20 protein-coding genes and 1 tRNA gene are annotated in these 24,377 nt (G+C 67.1%); 8 read left to right on the plus strand and 13 right to left on the minus strand.

The window, feature by feature from the left end; genetic code table 11:
• Positions 1-24: 24 nt before the first annotated feature.
• Both IFT67_RS08285 and IFT67_RS08290 read right to left on the minus strand, forming a co-directional pair.
• Positions 25-609, minus strand: coding sequence for a cob(I)yrinic acid a,c-diamide adenosyltransferase (locus IFT67_RS08285; protein WP_192146140.1), 585 nt, complete (start codon positions 607-609; stop codon positions 25-27).
• Positions 610-758: 149 nt separating this feature from the next.
• Positions 759-989, minus strand: coding sequence for a twin transmembrane helix small protein (locus IFT67_RS08290; protein WP_056052241.1), 231 nt, complete (start codon positions 987-989; stop codon positions 759-761).
• Between the two features lie 83 nt (positions 990-1,072).
• On the opposite strand from IFT67_RS08290, the gene IFT67_RS08295 reads away from it, so the two are divergent.
• Positions 1,073-1,423 carry a DUF3147 family protein gene (locus tag IFT67_RS08295; protein ID WP_056489776.1) on the plus strand — a complete coding sequence of 117 codons (351 nt, stop codon included), beginning with the start codon at positions 1,073-1,075 and terminating at the stop codon, positions 1,421-1,423.
• A gap of 297 nt (positions 1,424-1,720) precedes the next feature.
• Here IFT67_RS08295 and gluQRS read toward each other — a convergent pair whose 3' ends face one another.
• Entirely contained in the window at positions 1,721-2,575 is an 855-nt protein-coding gene (gene gluQRS / locus IFT67_RS08300; protein WP_192146142.1) for a tRNA glutamyl-Q(34) synthetase GluQRS, read from the minus strand.
• An 89-nt stretch (positions 2,576-2,664) separates the two neighbouring features.
• Between gluQRS and IFT67_RS08305 the strand changes: the two genes are divergently transcribed.
• The 3 genes from IFT67_RS08305 (at position 2,665) to ppc (ending at position 6,412) form a co-directional block, all read left to right on the plus strand.
• Entirely contained in the window at positions 2,665-3,231 is a 567-nt protein-coding gene (locus IFT67_RS08305; RefSeq protein ID WP_056052248.1) for an HNH endonuclease, read from the plus strand.
• A 25-nt stretch (positions 3,232-3,256) separates the two neighbouring features.
• A complete protein-coding gene (locus IFT67_RS08310; RefSeq protein ID WP_107954660.1) occupies positions 3,257-3,631 on the plus strand; it encodes an EF-hand domain-containing protein in 375 nt (124 codons plus the stop codon).
• A gap of 105 nt (positions 3,632-3,736) precedes the next feature.
• The gene (gene ppc / locus IFT67_RS08315; RefSeq protein WP_192146144.1) at positions 3,737-6,412 is read left to right on the plus strand and encodes a phosphoenolpyruvate carboxylase; all 2,676 of its coding nucleotides are present in this window, start codon (positions 3,737-3,739) and stop codon (positions 6,410-6,412) included.
• 150 nt (positions 6,413-6,562) lie between these two features.
• On the opposite strand, the gene IFT67_RS08320 is transcribed toward ppc, so the two are convergent.
• Complete coding sequence (locus IFT67_RS08320; RefSeq protein WP_192146147.1) at positions 6,563-6,955, minus strand: acyl-ACP thioesterase domain-containing protein; 393 nt, start codon at positions 6,953-6,955, stop codon at positions 6,563-6,565.
• Positions 6,952-9,006 (minus strand): S9 family peptidase, encoded by a 2,055-nt coding sequence (locus IFT67_RS08325; RefSeq protein WP_192146149.1) that lies wholly within the window; start codon positions 9,004-9,006, stop codon positions 6,952-6,954. The genes IFT67_RS08320 and IFT67_RS08325 overlap by 4 nt, the downstream gene beginning before the upstream one ends.
• A gap of 520 nt (positions 9,007-9,526) precedes the next feature.
• Between IFT67_RS08325 and IFT67_RS08330 the strand changes: the two genes are divergently transcribed.
• On the plus strand, positions 9,527-11,335 hold the full coding sequence (locus IFT67_RS08330; protein ID WP_192146151.1) for an aminopeptidase P family protein: 1,809 nt from the start codon (positions 9,527-9,529) through the stop codon (positions 11,333-11,335).
• Here the strand turns inward: IFT67_RS08330 and IFT67_RS08335 are convergent.
• Positions 11,328-11,465 (minus strand): hypothetical protein, encoded by a 138-nt coding sequence (locus IFT67_RS08335; protein ID WP_168371626.1) that lies wholly within the window; start codon positions 11,463-11,465, stop codon positions 11,328-11,330. The two genes, IFT67_RS08330 and IFT67_RS08335, sit on opposite strands and share 8 nt — an antisense overlap.
• 89 nt (positions 11,466-11,554) lie before the next feature.
• On the opposite strand from IFT67_RS08335, the gene IFT67_RS08340 reads away from it, so the two are divergent.
• Positions 11,555-11,629, plus strand: a tRNA-Thr gene (locus tag IFT67_RS08340).
• A 66-nt stretch (positions 11,630-11,695) separates the two neighbouring features.
• On the opposite strand, the gene IFT67_RS08345 is transcribed toward IFT67_RS08340, so the two are convergent.
• From IFT67_RS08345 to IFT67_RS08355, 3 genes are all read right to left on the minus strand, one after another.
• Positions 11,696-12,439, minus strand: a complete 744-nt coding sequence (locus IFT67_RS08345; RefSeq protein ID WP_192146153.1) for a class I SAM-dependent methyltransferase — start codon at positions 12,437-12,439, stop codon at positions 11,696-11,698.
• Between the two features lie 67 nt (positions 12,440-12,506).
• Complete coding sequence (locus IFT67_RS08350; protein WP_107963084.1) at positions 12,507-12,779, minus strand: DUF1488 family protein; 273 nt, start codon at positions 12,777-12,779, stop codon at positions 12,507-12,509.
• A 78-nt stretch (positions 12,780-12,857) separates the two neighbouring features.
• Entirely contained in the window at positions 12,858-16,064 is a 3,207-nt protein-coding gene (locus IFT67_RS08355) for an autotransporter outer membrane beta-barrel domain-containing protein (protein ID WP_192146155.1), read from the minus strand.
• A gap of 136 nt (positions 16,065-16,200) precedes the next feature.
• Between IFT67_RS08355 and IFT67_RS08360 the strand changes: the two genes are divergently transcribed.
• Positions 16,201-16,692: a hypothetical protein gene (locus tag IFT67_RS08360; RefSeq protein WP_192146157.1), complete on the plus strand. Its 492-nt coding sequence runs from the start codon at positions 16,201-16,203 to the stop codon at positions 16,690-16,692.
• Between the two features lie 130 nt (positions 16,693-16,822).
• On the opposite strand, the gene IFT67_RS08365 is transcribed toward IFT67_RS08360, so the two are convergent.
• From IFT67_RS08365 to IFT67_RS08380, 4 genes are all read right to left on the minus strand, one after another.
• A complete protein-coding gene (locus tag IFT67_RS08365; protein ID WP_192146618.1) occupies positions 16,823-19,237 on the minus strand; it encodes a TonB-dependent receptor in 2,415 nt (804 codons plus the stop codon).
• Between the two features lie 2 nt (positions 19,238-19,239).
• Positions 19,240-20,175, minus strand: coding sequence for a FecR family protein (locus IFT67_RS08370; RefSeq protein ID WP_192146159.1), 936 nt, complete (start codon positions 20,173-20,175; stop codon positions 19,240-19,242).
• Positions 20,176-20,208: 33 nt separating this feature from the next.
• Entirely contained in the window at positions 20,209-20,721 is a 513-nt protein-coding gene (locus tag IFT67_RS08375) for an RNA polymerase sigma factor (RefSeq protein ID WP_192146161.1), read from the minus strand.
• A 107-nt stretch (positions 20,722-20,828) separates the two neighbouring features.
• The gene (locus IFT67_RS08380) at positions 20,829-22,136 is read right to left on the minus strand and encodes a chymotrypsin family serine protease (protein ID WP_244647203.1); all 1,308 of its coding nucleotides are present in this window, start codon (positions 22,134-22,136) and stop codon (positions 20,829-20,831) included.
• 147 nt (positions 22,137-22,283) lie between these two features.
• On the opposite strand from IFT67_RS08380, the gene IFT67_RS08385 reads away from it, so the two are divergent.
• Entirely contained in the window at positions 22,284-24,317 is a 2,034-nt protein-coding gene (locus IFT67_RS08385) for a S9 family peptidase (protein WP_192146163.1), read from the plus strand.
• The last annotated feature ends 60 nt before the right edge of the window (positions 24,318-24,377 follow it).

Genomic DNA, 24,377 nt, shown 5'->3' on the forward strand with positions numbered 1-24,377 from the left:
GGTACCGCAACGCTCGAACGCCGATCACGCCTGCGCGCGCGTAGCCCCCGGTCGCCATAGAACGTCGCCGGCCCCGTTTTGGTTCACTGCGCGCGACGCCACGAACAGGAAATCGGATAGCCGGTTAACATACGCTAATGCCGCCGGATTCAGCGGCATATCATGCGTCGCCGCGACCGCGGATCGCTCCGCACGCCGCGAAATCGCCCGCGCCAGATGCAGCGCTGCGGCCTGCGGCGATCCGCCCGGCAGGATGAAGCTCCGCAACGGCGCGAGGTGTACGTTCATCGCATCGATCTCACGCTCGAGTCGCTCGACCTGCGCCGGCACGATCCGCAGCACCATCTCGGAAGGCGCGAACCCGTCATCGCCTGCAGGCGTCGCAAGGTCGGCACCAAGATCGAACAGGTCGTTCTGAATACGCTCCAGCGCGGCGGCAAGCGGATCGTTGCCAAGCGCCACGACCGCCACGCCGATCGCCGAGTTCGCCTCGTCGACATCGCCGATCGCCTGCATAAGCGCGCTCGCCTTCGACACGCGCGAGCCGTCGACCAGCCCCGTCGTGCCGTCGTCACCCGTTCGCGTGTAGATCTTGTTGAGCTTGACCATCGGTCGATTCCTTCTGTCCGACCATGCTGTGCCACAAACCCGTCACCCCAGCGAAAGCTGGGGTATCCCTCGTGGCTCGCGACATCCGCCTAACCACCGTCATCCCAGCTTGCGCTGGGATGACGGTGGTTAGGAAAGCGCGTTAGACCCTAGTTCCGTCCCGCCGCGAAAAGGATCACGACGACAATCAGGATCGCCAGCGCCTGGAAGAAGATCCGCTGCTGCATCATCCGATTCGACTTAAGCGATGCCGCGCTCGGCCCGTTTCCGTCGCGGACCTGCGCCGTGCCCTCCTGCAGGAACGACACGACGCCCCGCACCAGAGCCACGACGGTCGCGATCATCGCCGCGATCAGGAGGATGACGAGGAATGTGTTCATACAAGGAATGTAAGCGCACCGGCTGTCGCTAGCAATGGCTGGAACAGTGTTGCGGATCCCCCCGTGATGCGCGCAAATGCTACATGTTATACTTGACGCTGAAAGCTCTGATCTCGGGCATTCTTATCGCCGCCGCGTCGGAGATCGCCAAGCGCTATCCCGGCTTCGGCGCACTCGTGGCGTCGCTGCCGTTGGTGTCGGTGCTCGGCATGATCTGGCTATGGCGCGACAAGCCCGACCCTCGGACGATGGCCGCACATGCCGGCGCGACCTTCTGGTACGTGCTGCCGTCGCTGCCGATGTTCCTGCTGATCCCGGCGCTGTTGCGACATGGTGCGCCGTTCTGGGTGTCGCTGGTGGCGGGGTGCGTGCTGACGATCGCGCTGTACGCGGCGATGACGTGGGCGGCGCCAAGGCTAGGGATCGAGCTGTAGCAGCAGCGCCCTCATCAGATGTAAATCAGCGCCACCCGTACGTAGCACCACCCCGGCGAAGGCCGGGGCCCAATTGGAAAGGTCGCAGTAACGAAGCGCAGCGTTTAGTTGGCAACGTGCCCCAAATGGGCCCCGGCCTTCGCCGGGGTGGTGGTTGGGTTGAGCTACCGTGAACCAACACTGTTTCCCCGCGAAGGCGGGGACCCAGACTGGGCTCGCGCCTTCGCGGGAGAACAAGGAGGCATGGGCTGCCATCCGTTTCTCAGCACACCTTGCCGCTGACTCGGACGTTGACGATCAGCAGCGCGAGACGGCCGCGATGACCCCACTCCGCACCCGAGCCGCCAACGCCACCCCATCCTCCCCCGCCGCCCGCATCTCCGCCAGCGACAAAGCCCCTTCCCGCTTGGCCAACCGCCGCCCCGCCGCATCCACCACCAGCGGATGATGATGATACGCCGGCACCGGCAACCTTAGCAAAGCCTGCAACACCCGGTGCACGTCCGTCGCCGCGAACAGGTCCACCCCGCGCACCACGTCCGTCACGCCCTGCGCCGCATCATCCAAAGTCACCGCCAGATGATAGCTCGCCGGCGCGTCCTTCCGCGCCAGCACGACGTCCCCCTGCGCCAACGGATCGGCGACAACCGTCCCGGCAATCGCATCATGCCAAACGAGCACGCCGGTAATCGCCACAGCCTTCGCCATGTCGAGCCGCCAGCAATGCGCCACATCACCCCGCGCAGCGACCTCCGCCGCGCTCAGACCGCGACAAATCCCCGGATAGACCGGCCCGACATCCCCCTGCGGCGCCGACGCGCTCGCCGCGATCTCCGCCCGCGTACAGAAACAGGGGTAAACCAGCCCGCGCGCCCTCAAAGCCTCCAGCGCGACATCATACGTAGCCAACCGCTCCGACTGGAACACCAACGAGTCCCACCGCAACCCAAGCCACCCCAGGTCCTCCAAAATCCCCGCGACGAATTCAGGCCGACTCCGCGTCCCATCGATGTCCTCGATCCGCAGCAGGAACCGCCCGCCCCGCTCGCGCGCGTAATCGTGAGCGCGGATCGCCGACACCGCGTGGCCCAGATGCAACCGCCCGGTCGGGCTCGGCGCGAACCGCGTTACGACCGGTCCGTCGCTCAGCATGCTTGACCGACCGCTACGCGGCGTGCTGTCATGTCGGTGTCATCGCTGTGGTCCATAGGGCGCTCTGCGAAGCCTGAGTGGGAGGAGCCGTGTTTCACCCCGATCTGATGCGTCACCCGGATGGTTGTCCGGCGCTCGTGCTCAATGCCGATTACACGCCGCTTTCCTACTATCCGCTCAGCGTCTGGCCGTGGCAAACCGCGGTCAAGGCGGTGTTCCTCGACCGTGTCGACATCGTCGCCACCTATGAACGCGAAGTCCGCAGCGCCAATTTCGCGCTGAAGCTGCCCTCGGTGATCGCGCTCAAGCAGTTCGTCCGACCGTCGCAATTTCCCGCCTTCACCCGCTTCAACCTGTTCCTGCGCGACAAGTTCACCTGCCAATATTGCGGCAAGCTGCGCGATCTCACCTTCGACCATGTCGTCCCCCGCGCGCAAGGCGGTCGTACCACGTGGGAGAACGTCGTCACCGCCTGCTCGCCCTGCAACCTCAAAAAGGGCGGGCGCACGCCGAAACAGGCGGCGATGCCGCTGCATATCGAGGCGATCCGCCCGACCAACTGGCACCTTCAGGAACACGGCCGCAGCTTCCCGCCCAACTACCTGCACGACACGTGGCACGACTGGCTCTATTGGGACATCGAACTCGAGGCCTGACGGCATCGATACGACGGGAGATTCTATGCAGGTGAAACTGGTAGCGGCGCTCGCCGCGACGGGAATTCTGGTGTCCGCGTGCGGCGACAAGGACGAGCAGCGCGCGCAGGCCGACGCCAACGCGGTCGGCTTCGTGCCGCCCTCGGTAACCTCGCGGCTCGATTTCGGCGCCAGCATGGAACGCCGCTTCCGCACGCTCGACCGCAACGGCGACGATCGCGTCACCAAGGACGAGCTCCCCTCGCCCAACACGCGCATCAAGGCATTCGACCGCAACAAGGACGGCGTCATTACCGCGATCGAGTGGAGCGAAGGCACGCTCGCCTGGTTCGACAGGATGGACCTGAACCACGACGGCACCGTCACGTCGGAAGAGCGCGCGGAGTCGCGCAAGCGCTGATCTGTGCAATAATCTGTCGCCTAAAGCACTAAACAAGCGACTATTTAACCGTGTCGCGCGGTGTTCGTTGTTGACCTGATCCCTGCCGCAGCGCAGCAGGGAATCATGGCAAGCCTCCCCGCAATCGCGAACAATTCCGACATCCGCTTCCTCGGCAAACTGCTCGGCGACGTCATCCGCGCCTATGGCGGCGAGCGCCTGTTCGAAGCCACCGAGACGATCCGCAAGGCGTCGGTCGAGCGCCACCGCGATGCCTCCGAAGGCAAGCCCGGCGACGATCGCGCGGTCGATCTCAGCCTTGAAAAGCTCAGCCTCGACGAAACGCTCGATTTCGTTCGCGGCTTCATGCTGTTCTCGATGCTCGCCAACCTCGCCGAGGACCGCCAGGGCATCGCCGCGGAAGACGGCGCCGACCTCGCCTCCGCGATCGCCCAGCTCGAATCCGAAGGCATCGACCGAGCGCAGATCCGTACGCTGCTCGACCACGCGCTGATCGCCCCCGTGCTCACCGCGCACCCGACCGAAGTCCGCCGCAAGAGCATGATCGACCACCGCAACCGCATCGCCGAGCTGATGGGCCTGCGCGATCTCGGCCGCGATACCACGCCGGATGGCGACAGCGTCGACGACGCGATCCTCCGCCAGATCGCGCTGCTCTGGCAAACCCGCGTCCTGCGCCGCGACCGCCTCTACGTCACCGACGAAGTCGACACCGCGCTCAGCTACCTGCGCGACGTGTTCCTCCCCGCGCTCCCCGCGCTCTACCAGCGCTGGGACCGCGCACTCGGCGAACGCACCCCTAGTTTCCTGCGCCCCGGCAGCTGGATCGGCGGCGACCGCGACGGCAACCCGTACGTCACCGCCGAGTCGCTCAAGACCGCGCTGTCTAAGGCAAGCGAAGCCGTGCTCGGCTACTACTGCGACGCAGTGCACGCACTCGGCGCCGAGCTCTCGATCTCGACCGAACACGCCCCCGCCGACGCCGCGGTGCAGGCGCTCGCCGACGCCAGCGGCGACGATGCCGCCAGTCGCAGCGACGAGCCCTATCGCCGCGCACTCTCCGGCATCTACGCCCGCCTGTCCGCGACGCACGACGCACTCACGGGGAAGCACGCCCCCCGCCCCGGCCGTCTCGTCGGCGAGCCCTATGCCAACCCCGCCGACTTCCGCGCCGACCTCGTCACGCTCGCGCACGGCCTCGGCATAGCGCTGAAGACCGGCGGCGCGCTCGGCCGGTTGATCCGCGCGGTCGAGACGTTCGGCTTCCACCTCGCCACCTTGGATCTCCGCCAGAACAGCGCCGTCCACGAACGCGTCGTCGCCGAACTGCTGAAAGTCGCCGGCGTAGAAGACGATTACCTCGCGCTCGGCGAAGACGCCCGCGTAGCGCTGCTCCGCCGCGAACTCGCCAACGCCCGCCCGCTCACCTCGCGCTTCGCCGAATATTCCGAAGAAACCGCCGGCGAACTCGCGATCGTCCAGGCCGCCGCCGACGCGCACGCCGCCTACGGCCCCGCGTGCATCACCAACTACATCGTCTCGATGGCGCAGTCGGTCAGCGACCTGCTCGAAGTGAACCTCCTGCTCAAGGAAGTAGGCCTCTACCGCCCCGGTGAAACCCCGACCGCAGCGATCATGGCGGTCCCGCTGTTCGAGACGATCGGCGATCTCGAAGCCGCCCCCGCCGTCATGACCGCCTGGTTCGCACTCCCCGAGATCGCGACGATCTCCACGGCGCGCGGCCATCAGGAAGTGATGATCGGCTATTCGGACAGCAATAAGGACGGCGGCTACCTCACCTCCACCTGGCAGCTCTCGAAAGCCTCGACCGCACTCAAACCCGTCTTCGCAGCCGCCGGCGTCGGCATGCAGTTGTTCCACGGCCGCGGCGGCGCAGTCGGGCGCGGCGGCGGTTCGGCGTTCCGCGCGATCCGCGCGCAGCCCTCGGGCACCGTCCAGGGCCGCATCCGCATCACCGAGCAAGGCGAAGTCATCGCCGCCAAATACGGCACGCGCGACGCCGCGATGACCAATCTCGAGGCGATCGCGTCGGCCACGCTGCTCGCCAGCCTCGAACCCGAACGCCTCTCCAACGCCGACAACGCCAGCTTTTCCGCCGCAATGGACACGCTCAGCGACACCGCCTTCCACAGCTACCGCGACCTGGTCTATGGTACCGAAGGCTTCCGCACCTTCTTCCGCCAGATGACGCCGATCGCCGAGATCGCCGGCCTCAAGATCGGCAGCCGCCCCGCCAGCCGCACCAAATCCGACCGCATCGAAGACCTCCGCGCGATCCCCTGGGTGTTCAGCTGGGCGCAGGCGCGCGTCATGCTCCCCGGCTGGTACGGGGTCGGCCGCGCGATCGCCGATTTCGAGGACAAGGCGCTGCTGAAGGACATGGCGCAAGGCTGGCCGCTGTTCGCCTCCGCACTGGCCAATCTGGAGATGGTGCTCGCCAAGTCCGACATCGGCATCGCCGAACGCTATGCCGGGCTAGTCGAGGACGACAAACTCCGCGAGATCTTCACCACGATCCGCGACGGCTGGCACCAGACCCACGACGGGCTTCTCACAGTAACAGGCCAGTCCCGCCTGCTCGAAAAGCACCCCGCCCTAGACGCCTCGATCCGCCTCCGCCTCCCCTATATCGAGCCCCTCAACCTCCTTCAAATCGAGCTGATCAAACGCCGCCGAGCAGGCGAAGACGACCCCCGCATCGGCGAAGGCATCCTCCTATCCATCAACGCCATCGCCACCGCCCTAAGAAACAGCGGCTAAAAACTCCCTCGCCCCTCCGGGGAGAGGGAAGGGGCCCGCCGCACTTGCGGTGGGAAGGGAGAGGGGCGTTGGGATGGACGTCCCGAGCCTCACGCCCCTCACCCTTCCGCTCCTGCGTCGCTCCCTCCCTCTCCCCGAAGGGGAGAGGGACTAGGAATAAAACGGCGCAGCAACATCCTCGCGCACCCGCATCAACCGCCCCGTCGCCCGATCCAGCAAAGCCCAGGTCGTAACCGCCTCAAGCTTCACCCGCCCATCGTCACCAACAAACCGAACATGCCGATCGAACCGAGCCCCCTTCGGCGCGCCCTCGACCCACGTCTCGCCAACGACCGTCTTCCCCGAAACGACACTCCCGCGGTAATCGATCTCATGCCGCGTCACGACCCACACATACGCCAGCTTATGCTCGGCCGGCGCCACAGCCTCCCAATGCGCGGTCGCGATCGCCTGGATCCACTGCACCCAGACCGCATTGTTCACATGCCCAAGCTCGTCGATATCCGCGTCCTGCGCCGTGATCGAGAGCGTGAACCGGCTCACCCCGCGACGCCCAGCTGCCACAGCACGAACGCGTGTTCCTCCGCGCCCTCGCGCAACGACTCGAACCGCCCCGACTTGCCGCCATGCCCGGCGCCCATGTTGGTCTTGAGCAGCAGCACATTGTCGTCGGTCTTCATCAACCGCAGCTTGGCCGCCCACTTCGCCGGCTCCCAATAGGTCACGCGCGGATCGTTCAACCCGCCGCTGATGAACATCGGCGGATAAGCCTGCGCCTTCACGTTGTCGTACGGCGAATACGACCGGATCAGCGCGAACGCCGCCTCGTCCTCGATCGGATTGCCCCACTCCGGCCACTCGCCCGGCGTCAGCGGCAGGCTCTCGTCGAGCATCGTGTTGAGCACGTCGACGAACGGCACGTCCGCGATCACCGCGCCCCACAGCTCGGGATCCGAATTGACCACCGCCCCCATCAGCTCGCCGCCAGCAGACCGCCCCGCGATCGCGATCTTGCCCGCGGACGTCCACTTAGCGTCGACCAGCGCCTTCGCCACATCGACGAAATCGTTGAACGTGTTCGCCCGCTTCTCCAGCTTGCCGTCCAGATACCATTGCTGGCCTAGGTCGTCGCCGCCGCGGATATGCGCGATCGCATAGGCGAACCCGCGATCGAGCAGGCTCATCCGCCCAGTCGAGAAGCCTGGCGGAATCGCATAGCCATAAGCCCCATAAGCATAGAGGAACAAAGGCGCGGACCCATCGCGCACGAACCCCGCCGGATACACGATCGAAACCGGAATCTCGGTCCCGTCCCGCGCAACGATCTTCAGCCGCTCGGTCGCATATTTCGCCGCGTCATACCCGCTCGGGATTTCCTGCACCTTGAGCATCGTCCGCTCACCGGTATCGACGTCATAGTCGTACACCGTCCCCGGCGTGACCATCGACTCATACCCAAGCCGCAGCACCGTCATGTCGTACTCGGGATTGTCCCCCAGCCCTGCGACATAGCTCGCCTCCGGAAAGTCGATCCGCTTGCCCTCGGTCGGCGTCTCGTACCGATGGATCGCGATCTGATCCAAGCCGTCCTCGCGCCCATCGACGACGAAGAAGTCCTGATAGCACTCCACGCCCGTCATATAGAACGTCGGGCTTGCCGGGATCAGTTCGGTCCACGCATCCGGCTCCTCGACCAGCGCGGTACACAGCCGGAAGTTCGGATCGACGTCGTTGGTATGGATGAACAGCGTCCCGTCATGTTCGTCCACGTCATATTCGCGGCCGACTTTCCGCGCCGAAACGAGGATCGGCACCGCCAGAGGCTCATGCGCCGGCAGCAGATACAGCTCGCTCGTCACATGATCGCTGGTCGCGATCACGATCCACTTGCGCGAACTCGTCTCGCCGACGCCGACGCGAAAGCCCTCGTCTTCCTCGTGGAACAGCACGACGTCCTCGGAGACCGGCGTCCCCAACCGGTGGAACCGCGCATTGTCAGTCCGCCACTGCTCGTTCGCCAGACCGTACAGGAAGCCCGCATCGTCCGCAGTCCAGACGATCTCGCTGAGCATCCCCGGGATCACGTCGGGCAGATGCTCGCCGGTATCCAGGTCCTTGACCCGAACCTCGAACCGCTCGCTCCCATTGTCGTCGATCGCATAAGCGAGATAGCGCCCGTCATTGCTGATCGAGAACGCCCCGAGCCGGAAATACTCATGCCCCGCCGCCAGCGCCGGCTCGTCGAGCAACAGCTCGTCGTCACCCCCCGCAACGGGCTTGCGCCACCATTTCTTATACTGCCCGCCGGTCTCGTACGCGGTCCAATAGAGCCAATCGCCATCCTTCTGCGGCACCGAGGATTCGTCCTCCTTGATGCGCGCCTTCATCTCTTCGTAGATCGTATCGGTGAGCGCTTTGTGCGGCGCCATCTGCTCTTCGAAATACACATTCTCGGCGGCGAGATACGCCAGCACGTCGGCGTCATCGACCTCCGGATAGTTCGGATCCTTCAGCCACGCATAGGGATCCTCGATCGTCACGCCATGCGTGGTGAAGCTGTGCGGGCGCTGTTCGGCGATGGGGGGCGTGGTCATGCAGCGGTGTTAGCCGCGCCCGGTGTGGATGCCAAACGCTGCGGCGTTTGCGAGCGATCGATAAAGACCGCCCACCATCCCACCCCACCACCCCGGCGAAGGCCGGGGCCCAATTGGAAAGGTCGCAGTAACCGCGCGCAATCCCTCGTTACCATCGCCCCCCCAATTGGGCCCCGGCCTCCGCCGGGGTGGTAACGATTGGTGTAAGCGACCGTGACCCAAACGTGTTTCCCCGCGAAGGCGGGGACCCAGACTGGGCTCCCGCCTTCGCGGGAGAACAAGGTAGTGGCAGGTGTGGTCCGTCAGCCTCGCGAGAAAGCAACCCGACAAAGCTCCCCCGCCCGCACCCGCTGTCCTACGCATCTGCTTTCTGTCACAACCCCCGGCATGACCGTGACCGCCCGATCCGCGCCCATATTGATGCCGTCGCGCCCGTCCCCCACGCCCGCCGGATGCAAGTATTGAAACCTCGCCAGCGTCTGCACTTTCTATACTTCACTTTTGACGAGAGACCGAACCGATGACCCCGACCGCCCGCTCAGCCGACCGCCTCGCGGCCCTCCGCGCCCAGCTAACTGCCGATACTCTCGACGGTTTCGTCATCCCGCTCACCGACGAGCACATGAGCGAATATGTCGGCGGCTACGCACAGCGCCTCGCTTGGCTCACCGGCTTCGGCGGCTCGGCCGGCACCGCGGTCGTCCTCGCAGATCGCGCCGCGATCTTCACCGACGGTCGCTACACCATCCAGGTCCGCGAACAGGTCGACGGCGCGCAGTGGGACTATGCCGACGTCCCCCAGACCAGCCCCGCCGCCTGGCTCGCCAGGCACGCCCCCGAAGGCGGCCGTATCGGCTACGACCCGTGGCTCCACACCGGAATTTGGGTCGCGGAAGCCACCATAGCGCTCGCCGAACGCGGCGCGACGCTGGTAGCGGTCGACACCAACCCCATCGACGCAATCTGGACCGACCGCCCCGCCCCCTCGCCCGCCAAGCTCACCGTCCAGCCCGACCAGTTCACCGGCGCCTCCTCCGCCGAAAAGCGCGCGCGCATTGCCGACTGGCTCTCCGAGCAGAACGCCGACGCGGTCGTCCTCACCGCACTCGACTCCATCGCCTGGGCACTCAACGTCCGTGGCGGCGACGTCGATCACACCCCCGTCGCGCTGTCCTACGCGATCGTGAGCGCGGACGGCACGACCGACCTGTTCGTCGCCCCCGACAAGCTCGACGACGCGGTACGCCAGCATCTCGGCAACGCCATCCGCCTCCACGACCGCAGCGCGTTCGCCGCAACCCTCGCGACCTATGCCGGCAAACGCGTCGCCGCCGACCCCGAACGCGCCGTCGCTGCAATCACGCAAGCACTCCAGGCAGGCGGCGCGAAGATCCTCCCCCTCCGCGACCCAGTCGTCCTCGCCAAGGCCATCAAGAACCCGGTCGAGATCGCCGGCCACCGCGCCGCCTCCGCCCGCGACGGCGCCGCGCTCGCGCGCTTCCTGCGCTGGGTCGAAACCGAATGCGTGAAGGGGGGGCAAACCGAACTCAGCGCCGCCGCCAAGCTGCTCGCCTTCCGCGAACAGACCGGCGTCCTCAAGGACACCTCGTTCGACACGATCTCCGCCACCGGCCCACACGGCGCGATCCCGCACTACCACGTCACCGAGGAATCGAGCGCGCCGATCGAACCCGGCCAGCTCTATTTGATCGACTCCGGCGGCCAATATGCGGACGGCACCACCGACGTCACCCGCGTCATGCCGATCGGCGAACCGACCGAAGAGATGCGCGACCGCTTCACCCGCGTCCTGAAGGGCCATATCGGCATCGCCACCGCGGTCTTCCCCGACGGTACGATGGGCGGCCAGATCGACGCGTTCGCGCGCCGGCCGCTCTGGGACGCCGGCCTCGATTTCGGCCACGGCACCGGCCACGGCGTCGGTGCGTATCTCGCGGTCCACGAAGGCCCACAGCGGATCGCCGCGCCCAACTACCCCGGCGGCGCGGCGATGGAGCCGTTGCGCGCCGGCATGATGCTCTCCAACGAGCCCGGCTATTACAAGGCCGGCGAATACGGCATCCGCATCGAGAACCTGATCCTGATCGAACCGCGCGATATCCCCGGCGCCGACCGCGCAATGCTCGGCTTCGAGACGCTCACCTTCTGCCCGATCGAGCGAACGCTAATCGAGCCGACGCTGCTGACCGCGGCAGAGCGCCAATGGGTCGACGACTATCACGCGCAGGTGCTGGCGGTCCTGACCCCCGAAATGACCGACGCGGAGGATCGCGCCTGGCTCACCGCCAAATGCGCCCCCCTCAGCTAGAAGGCTCGTCCTTGATCGCAGGCGCAGCCCCGACGGCACGCGCCTGCGCCTTCCGCCGCCGCAGGTTCTCGCGCAGCGCAGCCGCCATGCGCTCGGCCTTCTCCGCCGCCTTCCGATCCCGATCGTCCATAAATACGCCCTATATCGGGCCGCGATGCCTTGACAACCGCCCCGCCCTCGTCTCTTAGCCCCACTCCGCCGGCAGCGATGCCAGCGAGTGCTGCCGTAGCTCAGTGGTAGAGCGCATCCTTGGTAAGGCTGAGGTCGTGAGTTCAATCCTCACCGGCAGCACCAGTATTTCCCGGCTGGTCGACGATCCAAAGCGACGTCGACCAGCGCGGACCACCCAAACAGCGCCGCTTACGGCTTCCTGAACTTGTAGACGAACTGGTCGGTCTTGCCGCGGATCTCCGGGTCGAACACCGCCTTGCTGTGGTCGTCCGCCGGATTGCGCAGCACGGTAGATTCGCCGACGAACTTGAAGCCCGCCGCCTGGACCTGCGCCTTCACCGCCGCCGGATCGATCCGGTGACGCGTCTCGGTGCCGCTCATGCCCGTCCCAGCGGCATCGGCGTGATCGATGACGATATACGTGCCGCCGCGCTTGAGCATCCGGAACACCGCGCCGTCGAACGCGCGCAACGCCGGTTCGCCCGCGCCCTTGTTCGGAAGGTCGTGGTAGTTCTGCGCGGTCCAGACCAGGTCGACCGGCACCGGCGAGGTCGGCAGGTTGGTCGTCTGTACCTCCGCAGTAACGTTGGCGAGGCCACGCGCCTGCAACGCCGGTAGCGACTTCTCGGCGTACTTGGCCCCGGATGCGGTCCATACCGCATAAACGCGACCCTTGGGACCGACCACACCCGAGAAGATCCGCGTCCAATACCCGGCACCCGGAAGGTAATCGACGACGACGTTACCGGACCGGACCCCCGAGAAGGCCAGCACCTCGGCCGCCTTGCGCCGCGCGTCGTCGCCCTGTTGGTCCGTCCGTGCAGGGTCGGCCAGCGCCTTGGCTATCGCCGGGCTGGCCTTCTGCGCGCCTGCGGGCACCGCACCGCCGGCAATTGCCACCGCCATCGTGGCGCCCATCCAGATCGATTTCATCATCCGTCTCCCACCGGTCCGGACGATAGTGCCGGATTCGATGGGGAGGATCGTCCCGAAGACGACGCTAGTCCAGATCGTTCTCGCTGATCACGACGATCTCCTGATCCGGATCCCGCGCGAGGGCCACGACACCGAGGTCGGCGATCTCGTCGGCATGCTGTCGAAAGATCGCCACCGCATCGCCCTCGGGCGATACCGTGCTGAGCGCTTCGAGCACATCATATTGCACCGCGAACTGATAGCGCTCTTCGCTCACCTCGGCCTCGAACTCGACCTGACGCAGGTCGCTGTTGTCCTCGAGAGTCTTGGTATCGATGTTCAGACGGTCGTCGGCCATATGTTCACTCCTCGCTTATGCGCGGACAACAGTCCGGGGGCGGAATCGAGCCATCCCCGCCCCCGAAAAGCTGTCGCCTCAGAGCCCGATCTGCAAGCTCGCGCGCAGCGACAGCGCGACGCGGCCCTGCTGCTGCTCGGCGTTGAACTCGCCGCCCATGCGGAAGATGCCGTTGCCACCGACGCCGCGCAGCTTGCCGACCCAGCCGCTGGTGCGCTTGTCGGGAGTCAGCGTGAACGACTGGCCGCCCTCGAACGATGCGGTGGTCGCGCCGAGCCCGCCACCAACGAGCTGCCGGCGCCCGCCCTCGGCTTCGACGCGGAACCAGCCGTCCTGATACTCGGGACCACCAAAGTTCAGCCCGAGCGCGCCGCTGCCCGTAACCGCCAGCTCGTCGCTCGTGCGTGACCTGACGACGAGGTCGATCGCCTTGCCGCCGCCGGTCTCGCCATAGCCGTCTTCCTTCAACTTGTAGTAATCGATCGCGAGCACCGGGCGGAAGATCAGCATGCCCTTGCCTGCCTCATACGACAGCCCGCCGGATGCGGCGTAGAGCGTACCGTCCCACTCGCCCTTCGCGGTCCGGGCAACCGCCTCGCTGCCGATAGCACCGGTGAACTGCCGGATACCGTCGAACTTCACCTTCGCCCCCGACGCCCGCGCGTTGGCCTGCAGCCTGCCCCAACGCCCGCGCCAGTATCCGGCCAGTTCATACTGGTCCGAATTCACTTCATTGTCCGTGCCGTCGTCCGCGTCCTGTCCGTGGAGATAGGCGATCGAGGTGCCGAAGTTGCCGACGCCGGTCTTGTACTCCGCGCCTGCCGAAACGCCCCAGCCGCTGATGTCGTAGCCTGCGGTATCCGCGACGCTCTTCGACGTTCCCCACGCGACCTGCGTCACCCAATAGCCCCATTTGCCCTCGTCCTTGAACGGGCCGTGCGGGTCGGCGAGCACGCGGGCCGTCGCGCGCGAGCCCATCGTGACCGCCTCGAACGTGCCGCCGGCATGGTCGGGCAACATCTGGCGGACCGAACCGCGGAACGCGTCGCCGTCGGTGATATTGAGAAACGCGCCGCCGATCTTGGCGTCGCTGCCGAGCGCCTTGTAGATCGCATCATAGGCCGACGCCTGAGAGCGGTTGAGCCCGAGTTCGGTCGACGATTTGCGCGCGACGTCCACCGCGAGGTCGTTGCCCGTCCCGGTCGCAATGCTGCCCTTGTAGAGGAACGGGAGCAACGTCGTGGTCGCGGTAAGGTTTGCAGCGCCCGTCAGCGTGCCGGCGCGCAGGACGGTGTAGCGGCCCTCCGCATCGACGACACTGGTGAGCTTCAATGCGAGCTTCGAATCCTTGTCGAACGCAGCCGTGCCGGCGACCTGGATCATCGTGCCGGTGCCGCCGGTCTTGTCGAGCGTTACCGCCAACACGCCGCCACCGCCAACCGACAAGGACGCGATCGATGCCGTCTTGGTGATGTCCAGCGTACCGCCGTTGACCGCGACCGCAAGGCCGCCGGCATTGGCGAGCGTGCCGGAGAAGCGCGACGTGCCGCCGAGCGTCAGCGTGTCGGCACCGCCGCCAAAGTCCGCCGCGCCGCTGAACACCGAGGTCCCCGCGAGCGTGAGCGCGTCGTTGCCCGCGCCGAACACTGCGCCGCCGGTGAAATTCGCGTCACCCGACAGCGCCAGGCGGTTGTTGCCGGTGCCGAAGCGCGCAGTACCGGCGACGGTGCCGTCCGCGACGTCGAACACGTCGTTGCCGCTGCCGAAGCGCACGTCGCCGACGATCGCTGGTGCCGCGATGCCGGTCGCGACTGCGGTCTGGCGAACGATCGTGCCGGTCGTGTTCGCCGAAAGGTCGATCGCGACGTTGCGCTCGGACGTCGCAAGCGCCCCCGACGCACCGATCCCGCCGCTGTTCTCGACCAATGTGACGGTGCCCGACCGATCGAGGATGGCGATCGCGGTGCCGTCGGCGGCCTGTGCGGTCGCCTTGATCGTGCCGCTGTTGCGGATCGTGGCGACGGATGCGCCGGTGTCGACCAGGACCGCCGTCGAACGCGATGCGGTCGTGCCGCCGCCTGCCGCGGAGATCGTGCCGGCATTACGGATCTCGGGCGTGGATGCACCCACGCCAAGCTTCAACGCAGTCGCACTCGCGCCGTTCGCGGTTGCCGCTACGGTGCCGTTGATGCCGATCCCGCCCGCGATCGTCACCGCGCCGCCAAGCCCACCGATCGCCAGGCCGTTGCCCTCGACCCCGCCATAGACACCGTTGCCCGCGATGCCGCCATCGACGATCAGGCCGTAGCCGGTCCCCGTCCCCGCCACCGCACCGATCGCGACCGTCCGCGTGGCCGAGCCGATCTGTACGGCAGGCGCCGCGCCGTAGGAGGTGATCGCGGCCGAGCCTTCGGTGGCGTCGGGAAGACCGTCCTTGTCCTCGTCGGCATCGGTCGTGCTCGCGTCCTTCGGCGGGATCGCGAAGATGATACCGCCCGACACGTTGCCCGCGACGACCAGCGCGGATCCGCCCTGCAACAGGTCGTCGGCGTCGAGCTTGGTCGTATCGGCCGGCGCCGTCGCATAGCGATAGCCGGTCGAGCCGAGCGCGCCCTGCACCACCAGCGCACCCGCGATGTCGCCATCGACGCGCGCGGCGACCGCGCCCTGCCCGATCGCCGCGATCGTACCGGCGAGCCGGACGTTGCCGGTGACGTCGGCGATCCGCACGCCGGTCGATCCGTTGCCGGTGACCGATGTCTGGCCGTTATGCGTGAAGGCGCCGGTCAGCGGTCCGCCGAGCCAGATGCCGGCGGAGTTGTTGCCCTTCACGGTGATCGCGCCGCTGTTGACGATCGCGCCGGTGTACGCGCCTGCGGTGCGGATTCCGGTCCGTCCGGTGCCCGCCGCGAACGGACCGTCGAGGTCGCCGTCCTTGTCGGTGTCAGTCGCGACATAGCTTTCGTCGATGATGATCTTGCCGGTCGCCGCGTTAGTGATTCCGCCGCCGGTGCCTGCGTTGGCGAGGATGCCGGTCGATCCGTCGGCGTTGGTGATCTGGATCGTGCCTTCGTTGGCGACCGAATTGACGCTGTCGACGGTGACTACGGTGCCGGTGGTCGGCGTCACCGAACCGGCGGCGGCGATGCGGATATTGTCGGGCGCACCGGCCTTGATCGTCGAGGTCCGCACCGCGTCGGTCCGCTTGGTGTCGATCACGGTCTGCGCCTGGGCGCCCGTCGTTACCGCGAACAGGCAGGTGGTGGTCAGCAGGAGACGACGCATACGGAACCCTTTTCGATGTGTTTTCGAGAAGAGGACGGAGCCGCGGCTCGCGAACCTTGAAGCGCGCTCTATTATCGTGCGGCACAATGGCGGAGGCGGCGCGTTGTGCGGCGGATATCTTCAGGGAAATGCCAGCATGATCACCACCATCGCCGAACTCGACCGCATCCGCGACGACAGCAAGCGCCTCGTCACGACGCGCTCGGTGATGTCGGCGGGCGCGGCGGTCGTGCCGATCCCCGGCGCGGACATCGTCGCGGACATCGGCCTGCTCACCAAGCTGCTGCCCGAGATCAGCAAGCGCTTCGGGCTCGATCATGAGCAGGTCAAGACGATGGAGCCACAGCTCGCGCAGCAGGCGCTCGTAATGGCGTCGAGTCTGGGCAACACGATGATCGGCCGGATGGTGACCAAACGCATCGTCGCCGCCCTCCTCCGCCGCGTCGGCGCCCGCATCGCCGTGGGATCGATGGCGAAGTTCATCCCGTTCGCGGGCTCGGCGGTAGCGGCAACGATCAGCTTCGGCGCCATGAAACTTGTCGGTAATTCACACGTGGACGACTGCTACAAAACCGCGCTGGCATTGCTGCCGGCCGATCAGCGAGCACTGGTGAACGCGAAGGAGTAAGCGTCGGGACCTTCTAGCTCCCCTCCCTGAAGGGAGGGGCTGGGGGTGGGTCGGCCCGTTTGAGCCACCACCATTCGAATATGCGGAAGCCGACCCACCCCCGACCCCTCCCTTCCAGGGAGGGGGGAAGTTAGAAGGCGGCGTCCAAGCCGATGCGGATTGTCCTCGGACGTTGCGGGGTGATCTGCCCGCTGCCTACCTGGAACGGCGTACCGAGCGCGAACCGGTTGCCCACACTATCCGTCAGGTTCGTCACCCCAAGCGTCACGCCCAACGACGGCCGCCCGATCCGCGCAGTAAGCGCCGTGTCGAGATAGTCCCCCTGCTCCTCGCCCAGCACCGGCCCGACGCCCAAGCGCGACCGCCCTACATAGCGCGCCCAGCCATAGACCCGCAGTTCCAGGTCCCGCCCGATATCACGCCGGTAGTCCGCCCCGAGCCGCCCGGCATAGCGCGCGATGTTCGGCACCTGGCTCATCCGCGCCAGCGCCATGAACAGCGCCGCGCTCGGTTCGGTGACGCGGCTGTCGTTGTAGGTGAAGCCGGCGTCGAGCGTCAGCCCGGCGAGCGGCTTCCACCCGCCCGCCGCGCTGAACGTCCAGATCCGCCCGTCGCCGATGTTGGCGGTGCTTGGCAAGCCGGTGGCGTCGATGAAGTCCGCCTGGATATCCTGCCAGATCGTGTGCGACACGCTCGCCGTCAGGTACGCGCGATCGACACCGGCGAGCCCGAAGCGCATGCCGGTCTCCAGCGTCCGCACACGATCATTCTCGAACCGTCGGACGAAATCACTCTCGATTGCCAGCCCGCCAGGTCGAAACCCCTGCTGGTAGCGGCCGTACAGCGACACTTTCGGCAACACCGCCGCGATCAGCGAGGCGGACGGCAGCACGCTCGTCTCGATCCGGTCCGCCGTCACGCGCGCACGGGCCAGCGCGACCGTTTCAAGCCGCGCCGGTGCGATATCCTCGCCGGTCCCCGCTAGCGATGCCCGCGTGACCCGCGCGCCGGCGGTGGCGGTCAATCCGCGAACCAGTTGCACGCTGCCCTCGCCGTACAGCGTCGCCTCGTCGATGCTGTTGGTCACGCCCGTCACCGGCGCGGGCGCATCGACCGGGCCGAGCGAGCGCGACAACCGCGTGCGATTATGCGTAAAACTGCCGCCGACCACCCAGCCGAACCCGTTGCGCATCGGCCGCCATACCCGCGTCTCGTTTGCGATCATGCCGGTCGCGTTGCGCTGCGCGAACACGCGCGGGCTGCCCGCGGCTGTCGTCAGGGGGCTGCCGAATGCAGGCCAATTGGTGATCGGTAGCGTCGGATCGACGGCCGGCAGGGTCGCGTCGTACCGTTCGGTCAGCGTCTGGCTGACGATCCCGGTCGAGGACTTCACCTTCAGCCCGCCGATCGCGCCCGACACGACGAGCTGCCCCATCGTGTAGTCCGCCGAGAACCCCTGCACGATCGCGCTCGACCGGGTCAGCGGCGGCGCGTTGCGGTCCGCGTACTGGCTGTCGTCGCCCTTGGTCCATTGCCCGATCCCGCCGAGATCGACCGTCCAGCCATTCCCCGCATCGAGCCACAGCGCCGCGCGGCCACCGCCGATCCGCGTCCGGTTCACGTCGCGCCGGTCGAGCACCGGATTGTCGATATATCCGCCTTCGCTCACGCCGTAGCCGACGACGCGCAGCGCCACGCGCTCGCCGAGCGGCACGTTCAGCGTCGCGCCCAGATCCGCGCCCGGATCACCGTGCCACGTCGCGGAGAGGCCGCCTGCGATCGACGCCGACACCGCGCCCAGTTCCGGCGCGTTCGGCACGGTGCGGATGATGCCGCCGAGCGAGCCTGCGCCGTACAGCGTCCCCTGTGGTCCTTCGAGCACCTCGACCGAGGCGATATCGTAGAGCCGCAGGTCGGGATCGGGCGCGTTATAGCTCAGCCGCAGGTCGCCGAAATACTGGCCGACGGTGGTCTGGGTCGGTCCGGTGAAGCTGGAATCGGCGATCCCGCGGATGAACAGCTTGTTGCGGCCCGCTCCCAGATGCGTCGACGATACGCCGGCCAGCCGCGCGAGGATCGCCTCGGTCCCGCCCGCACCGCCGAGCGCGAGGTCGACGCCATCGAGCAACGCGACCTGCCCTGCGAAATCGCGCAGTCGCACGTCGCGCTTGCTGCCGGTGACGACGATGTCCGCACCCTGGACCGCGGATGGCGCGGCGATCGGAACGACCTTCGGACGCTTCACCCGAACGACGCGCGGTGCGCGAGCGGTCAGCCGCCATCCGACCGCACCCGCTGCGACGACATCGGCATTCGCGGCAGTCGCCAGTCGGTCGAGCGCCTCGCGCGCGGTCATCCGCCCACGCACTGCCGGCACGCGACGCGCCCACAGTCCCGGATCGCCGACGACGATGCTCGTCCCCGACTGCCGCCCGAGCGCCAGCACCGCATCCCCAAGACGCCCCGCCGACAAGTCGACCGCCCCCTGCCCCGCCTGCGCGGGAGCGGCGACGGCTAGCGCCGCGACGACCAGACATCCGCGCATCCTCACGAGCGCGAGGACATCACCCAGTGACCGCCACGCTTGCGGATCGCGACACCCAGCAGCGGCGCGGCGAGGCGGGGATCGCCCGACAGCTTGGCGGTCGCGATGCTGCCGCTGAACGCGCGTTTCGCGACGCCCGGATCGGCGCGCAGATCGACGCCGAGCGCACGCGACAGGTCGTCCGCGACTTCCGCCAGCGTCGCGCCTTCATACGCCAGCACGCTGTCGCGCCACGATCCGACGCTCGCCACATCCACTGCGGTCACAGTCGCCTTGCCGTCGCGCACGACCAGCCCCTGTCCCTTCACGAGCCGGATGCCGCCCTGTCCCGGGTTGTAGTCGACTGCACCTTCCGACACGGCGACGCGGGTTTCGCCGCGCGCGTGCTTCACGTCGAACGCGGTGCCGACATCGACCAGCCGCGCGCCACCGACGCTCACCTCGAACGGATCGCTGTCGTCGTGCCGGACTACGAACATCGCCTCGCCGCGCTCCAGCGTCGCGATCCGCGGGTCGTTGCGATCGAGCATCAGCCGCGTCGCGCCGCCCATCGCGATCGTGCTGCCATCGGCAAGCCGAACCGTTCGCATCGTCCCCGCCGCGGTTTCGACGGCATAAGGATGCGCGCGCGTCTCGATCGACTCATACCCGACGAACAGCGCGAGCGACGCGGCGATCGCTCCACCGGCCCATACCGGCCACCGTCTCCGCGGAGGCTGCATGACGATCGGCGCGGCCTGCACGGGCGGCACAGTCGCAGCCATCTCCTCGATATCCATCGACATCGCATGATACGCCGCCGCATGACGCGGGTCCGCCTCCAGCCAGGCGTGGAACGCCGGCCAGTCGTCGAACGCATCGCTGCCGGTGCGGACCACCCAATCCAGCGCGGTCTCGTTCAGCGTGCGTGCTTCGATATCGTCATGCTCCGCCATCATGGCCTCCTATAGCCGAAGACGGAGACGTTGCGATCAAGCCTCATCGTAACGTCGCTTCGCATCGATCATCGCACGATAGGCTTTGCGCAGATCACCCTCGATCGTGCTGAGGCTCACCCCGAACTCCGCTGCAACCACACGTTGCTCGACCCCATCGATCCGGTGACGTCGGAAAATCCGCGCCGCCCGATCGCCGACCGACTGCAACGCCGACTCCGCCAGCGCCGCCTGCTCGCGCGCGATCACGACGCGTTCGGCGGAGGGCTCCTCGGAGCGGTCTAGCGACGGTCCCCCGGTCACCTCGGTCCATTCGCGATCGCGCTTCTCCGCCTGCCGCACCGCGCGGTGGCGATCGAGCATCAGGTTGTTCGCCATCCGGTAGAGGTACGATAGCGGCGACGCGATCGGGCCGGTTGGGGCTGTCTGGATCCTCACCCATAGTTCTTGCACAAGATCCTCCGCATCGCTCGCGCCGAGCGAGCGGATAAACCGCAGCAGCGTATCGCGATTAGCCAGGAAAACGGCCTCAAGGCCCGAGGAGTCCATGTCATGCCCGTGTCGATAGGCCGCCGATCGGCGCTCGGCGGCACCGTGTTCCCGGCGGGACGTACAGCGCTTGGCGGGGAGACACAATCAGCGCGCCCGACGCCGTGTTACTGGTGCAGCAGCGTCCAGCCCTGCGGTAGATAGTCGGTCGACATGTAATAATAGAACAGGCACGTCCCGTCGCGGCGATAGGTGCCGCCCTTGACGAGGCCCAGCGCGGTGCTGCCCTCGAACACCGGCGCGCCGCTGTCGCCGGCCTTGCACGTCGGCCCCTCGACCGCGACCCAGGTCGGCAGGCACGCGCCCCCGCACAGATCGCCCGCCGGCGCAAAATCGACCATCGCGATCACCGCACAGCTATAGCCGGTACGCTCGCCGCGATGGCACACGAAGTCGCCCGCGCGCGTGCTCGTCCGGTAGCGCCACGTGGCGACGGGCCGCGCGAGCGTCTTGGCGGTGTCGGCGTAGAACAGCGGTGCGTAGCCGACGCCTGGGGCGGTCGCGACGTTGACCTGTACGTCCTGATACCCCCAGCCCCATTGCCCGACGAACGCCAGCGGCCATTCCTCGCGGCTGCCGTCCGAAGGGCGCTTGCCGACATAGGAAAGCGTGTCCGGGCAATGCGCCGCGGTGACCACGCCGTTGCGCAAACCGTCGGACACGACGAAGCCGGTCGTGCAGGCATAGCGCTTGCCATCGACCGTCCCGACGACGCGCGCCCCGCCCTCGATCGCGCCGCTGTCGACCGGGGCGGGTATGAGCGTGGGGACCGGAACGACCTGGTCCTGCGCCATGTCGACCGGCGGCCGATCTACGACATCGATCCGCACCGGTACGCCCGTCATCGCCGTGATCCGCGCGCGCAATTCGCCGTTCCGGTCAAGATCGGAGTCCGCACTGGCGGTCATCACGACGAGCTCGCCGGTCCTCTGGTCCACGCCGAGTCCAGGCGGATGCGGCAGGGAATCGCGGATCTTCGCCTGGTAGCGGGTGATCGCCGCGAGCACGGCCTCGCGCGTCGCGGCAGCGCCGGTGCGGAAGACGATCGGCACGGTCATGCCGCCTGCCATCACCGACTGCTCCGCGACCGGATCGGTGCCGGTCAGCAGCACGACGATCCGGTAGGTCGGCAGATGCTCGATCGCTATTCCGGCCCAGCGATCCTTGAAGGTTTCGCGCAGCGCGTCGGTTGCCGGTACGCTGTCGCCCTGCGCACGCATGCGCCGCATCGCCTCGTCGAACGGCACGCCGAACCGCTGCGCATATTCGGCTGCATCCTGCATCAACGCATCGACCGGCAATTGGACACGCGCCGCTCCGCTTGTGGGCGGAGGAACGACCTGCGCCACGGACGCGGTCGCCATGGCAATCACCAGCAGCGCGCTCGCCGTCGCGCGGATCAAGGTCATCAACATACACGGCGATCCTGGAGGCGTTGGGCGATTGTGGCCTGATACCGCCATGATCTGAACGGGCGCTGTCTTGCAAGCGACCTGAAACGTCCAAGGCAAGCAAACCCTGGTGATTGCGCGCGCTCCCGCATGCGTCCTATCAAGCGGCCCATGAAGATCATGCTCTCCGCCAGCCTCGCCGTGCTCGCCTTCGCGAGTGCCCCTGCCGCCGCCCGGCAACTCACCATCGACGACGTGACGATGCTCAGCCGCGTCGGTGCGCCGACCGCGTCGCAGGACGGGCATTGGCTCGTCTGGGCACAGCGCGAGACCGATCTCGCGGCGGACAAGGGGCGCTACGATCTCTGGCGGCTCGACCTGAGCAAGCCGGGCGCGGCGCCGGTGAAGCTGCTCGCCGATCCGCAGGTCAACGAGAACGACCCGCAGATCGTCGGCAACACCGTGTACTTCACGTCCGACAAGGGCGGCGAGGATGCGGTCTGGTCGGTGCCGGTCACGGGCGGCGCGTCGCGGCGCGTCACCAGCTTCAAGGGCGGGTTCAGCGGCTTCAAGGTCGCGCCGACGGGCGACAAACTGCTCGTCTGGGCGGATCGCAAGCCGGGTGCGCCGAGCCTCGAGCCAGCGATGGTGAAGAAGGATCCCAACGCGGGGGCCGGCCGGACGTACGACCAGCTGTTCGTGCGGCATTGGGATACGTGGGCGGACGGCACGCGCTCGCAACTGTTCGTGTTGCCGCTGACCGCCGCAGGTGCGACCGGAAACGGTGTTCCGCTAGTCGGCGCGTTGGTCGGTGATACTCCGTCCAAGCCGAATGGCGGCGGCGAGGAAATCTCGTGGAGCCCGGACGGCCGCACCGTCTATTTTGCGCTGCGCGAGGCCGGCCGGATCGAAGCGCTGTCGACCAATCTCGACATCTTCTCGGTGCCCGCGGACGGCTCGGCGGCGCCGGTGAACCTGACCGCGACGAACAAGGCGACCGACAACCTCCCAACCGTGTCGCCCGATGGCCGCACGCTTGCATACTTCGCGATGCGCCGGCCGGGGTTCGAGGCGGATCGCCAGGTACTGACGTTGCGCGATATCGCCAGCGGCAAGACGGTGTCGCTGACCGAGCGCTGGGACCGGTCGGTCGGCTCGATCGCGTGGGCGCCCGACTCGAAGTCGCTCTACGTGACGGCGGACGACACGCAGGAGACGCCGCTGTTCCGTGTCGATGCGACCAGCGGTGCGGTCGCGCGGCTGACGCAGGAGGGTCACGTCAGCGCGGTCGCGATCACGCCGCGGGGGCCTGTGGTGGCGATCGACAGCCTCACCGCACCCGCCGATTTCTACCGTATCGCGGGCACCGGCACACCGCAGCGGCTGACGCAGGTCAACGCGACGAAGCTTGCCGGGATCGACATGCCGACGGTCACGCGGTTCAACTTCAAGGGCGCGAACGCGGACACCGTCTGGGGCTATGCGGTGAAGCCGTACGGCTCCACGGGGAAGGTCCCGGTTGCCTACATGGTCCACGGCGGCCCGCAGGGATCGAGCAACAACAGCTGGTCGTATCGCTGGAACCCGGCGGTGTTCGCCGGCGCTGGCTACGGCTTGGTCGCGGTCGATTTCCATGGGTCGACCGGGTACGGACAGGGCTTCACCGACGCGATCAGCAACAACTGGGGCGGCTGGCCGCTCGAGGATCTGAAGAAGGGGCTGGCTGCCGCGACCGACAAGTTCGCGTGGCTCGATGCCGACAATGCGTGCGCGCTCGGTGCGTCGTACGGCGGCTATATGATGAACTGGATCGAGGGGCAGTGGCCCGATCGCTTCAAGTGCATCGTCCAGCATGACGGCGTGTTCGACGCGCGCGCGATGGCCTACGAGACGGAAGAACTCTGGTTCGACGAATGGGAGCATGGCGGGAAGGCCTATTACGAGGACCCGCAGGCGTTCGAGAAATGGAACCCGGTCAATTACGTGGCCAAGTGGAAGACGCCGATGCTGGTGATCACCGGCGAGAAGGACTTCCGGATTCCGTACACGCAGGGGCTGGCGACGTTCACTGCGTTGCAGCGGCGAGGGATCCCGTCGCGGTTGCTGGTGAACCCGGGGGAGAACCACTGGGTGCTGAAGCCGAAGAACTCGCGGCAATGGTATGGGGAAGTGCTGGGCTGGATGGGGAAGTGGACGGCTAAGTAGGGGGCGTCTCCTTCCCAACAGAAGCACCACCCCGGCGAAGGCCGGGGCCCAATTGGAAAG

This window comes from Sphingomonas sp. CFBP 13728 (assembly GCF_014841895.1).
GTDB lineage: Bacteria > Pseudomonadota > Alphaproteobacteria > Sphingomonadales > Sphingomonadaceae > Sphingomonas.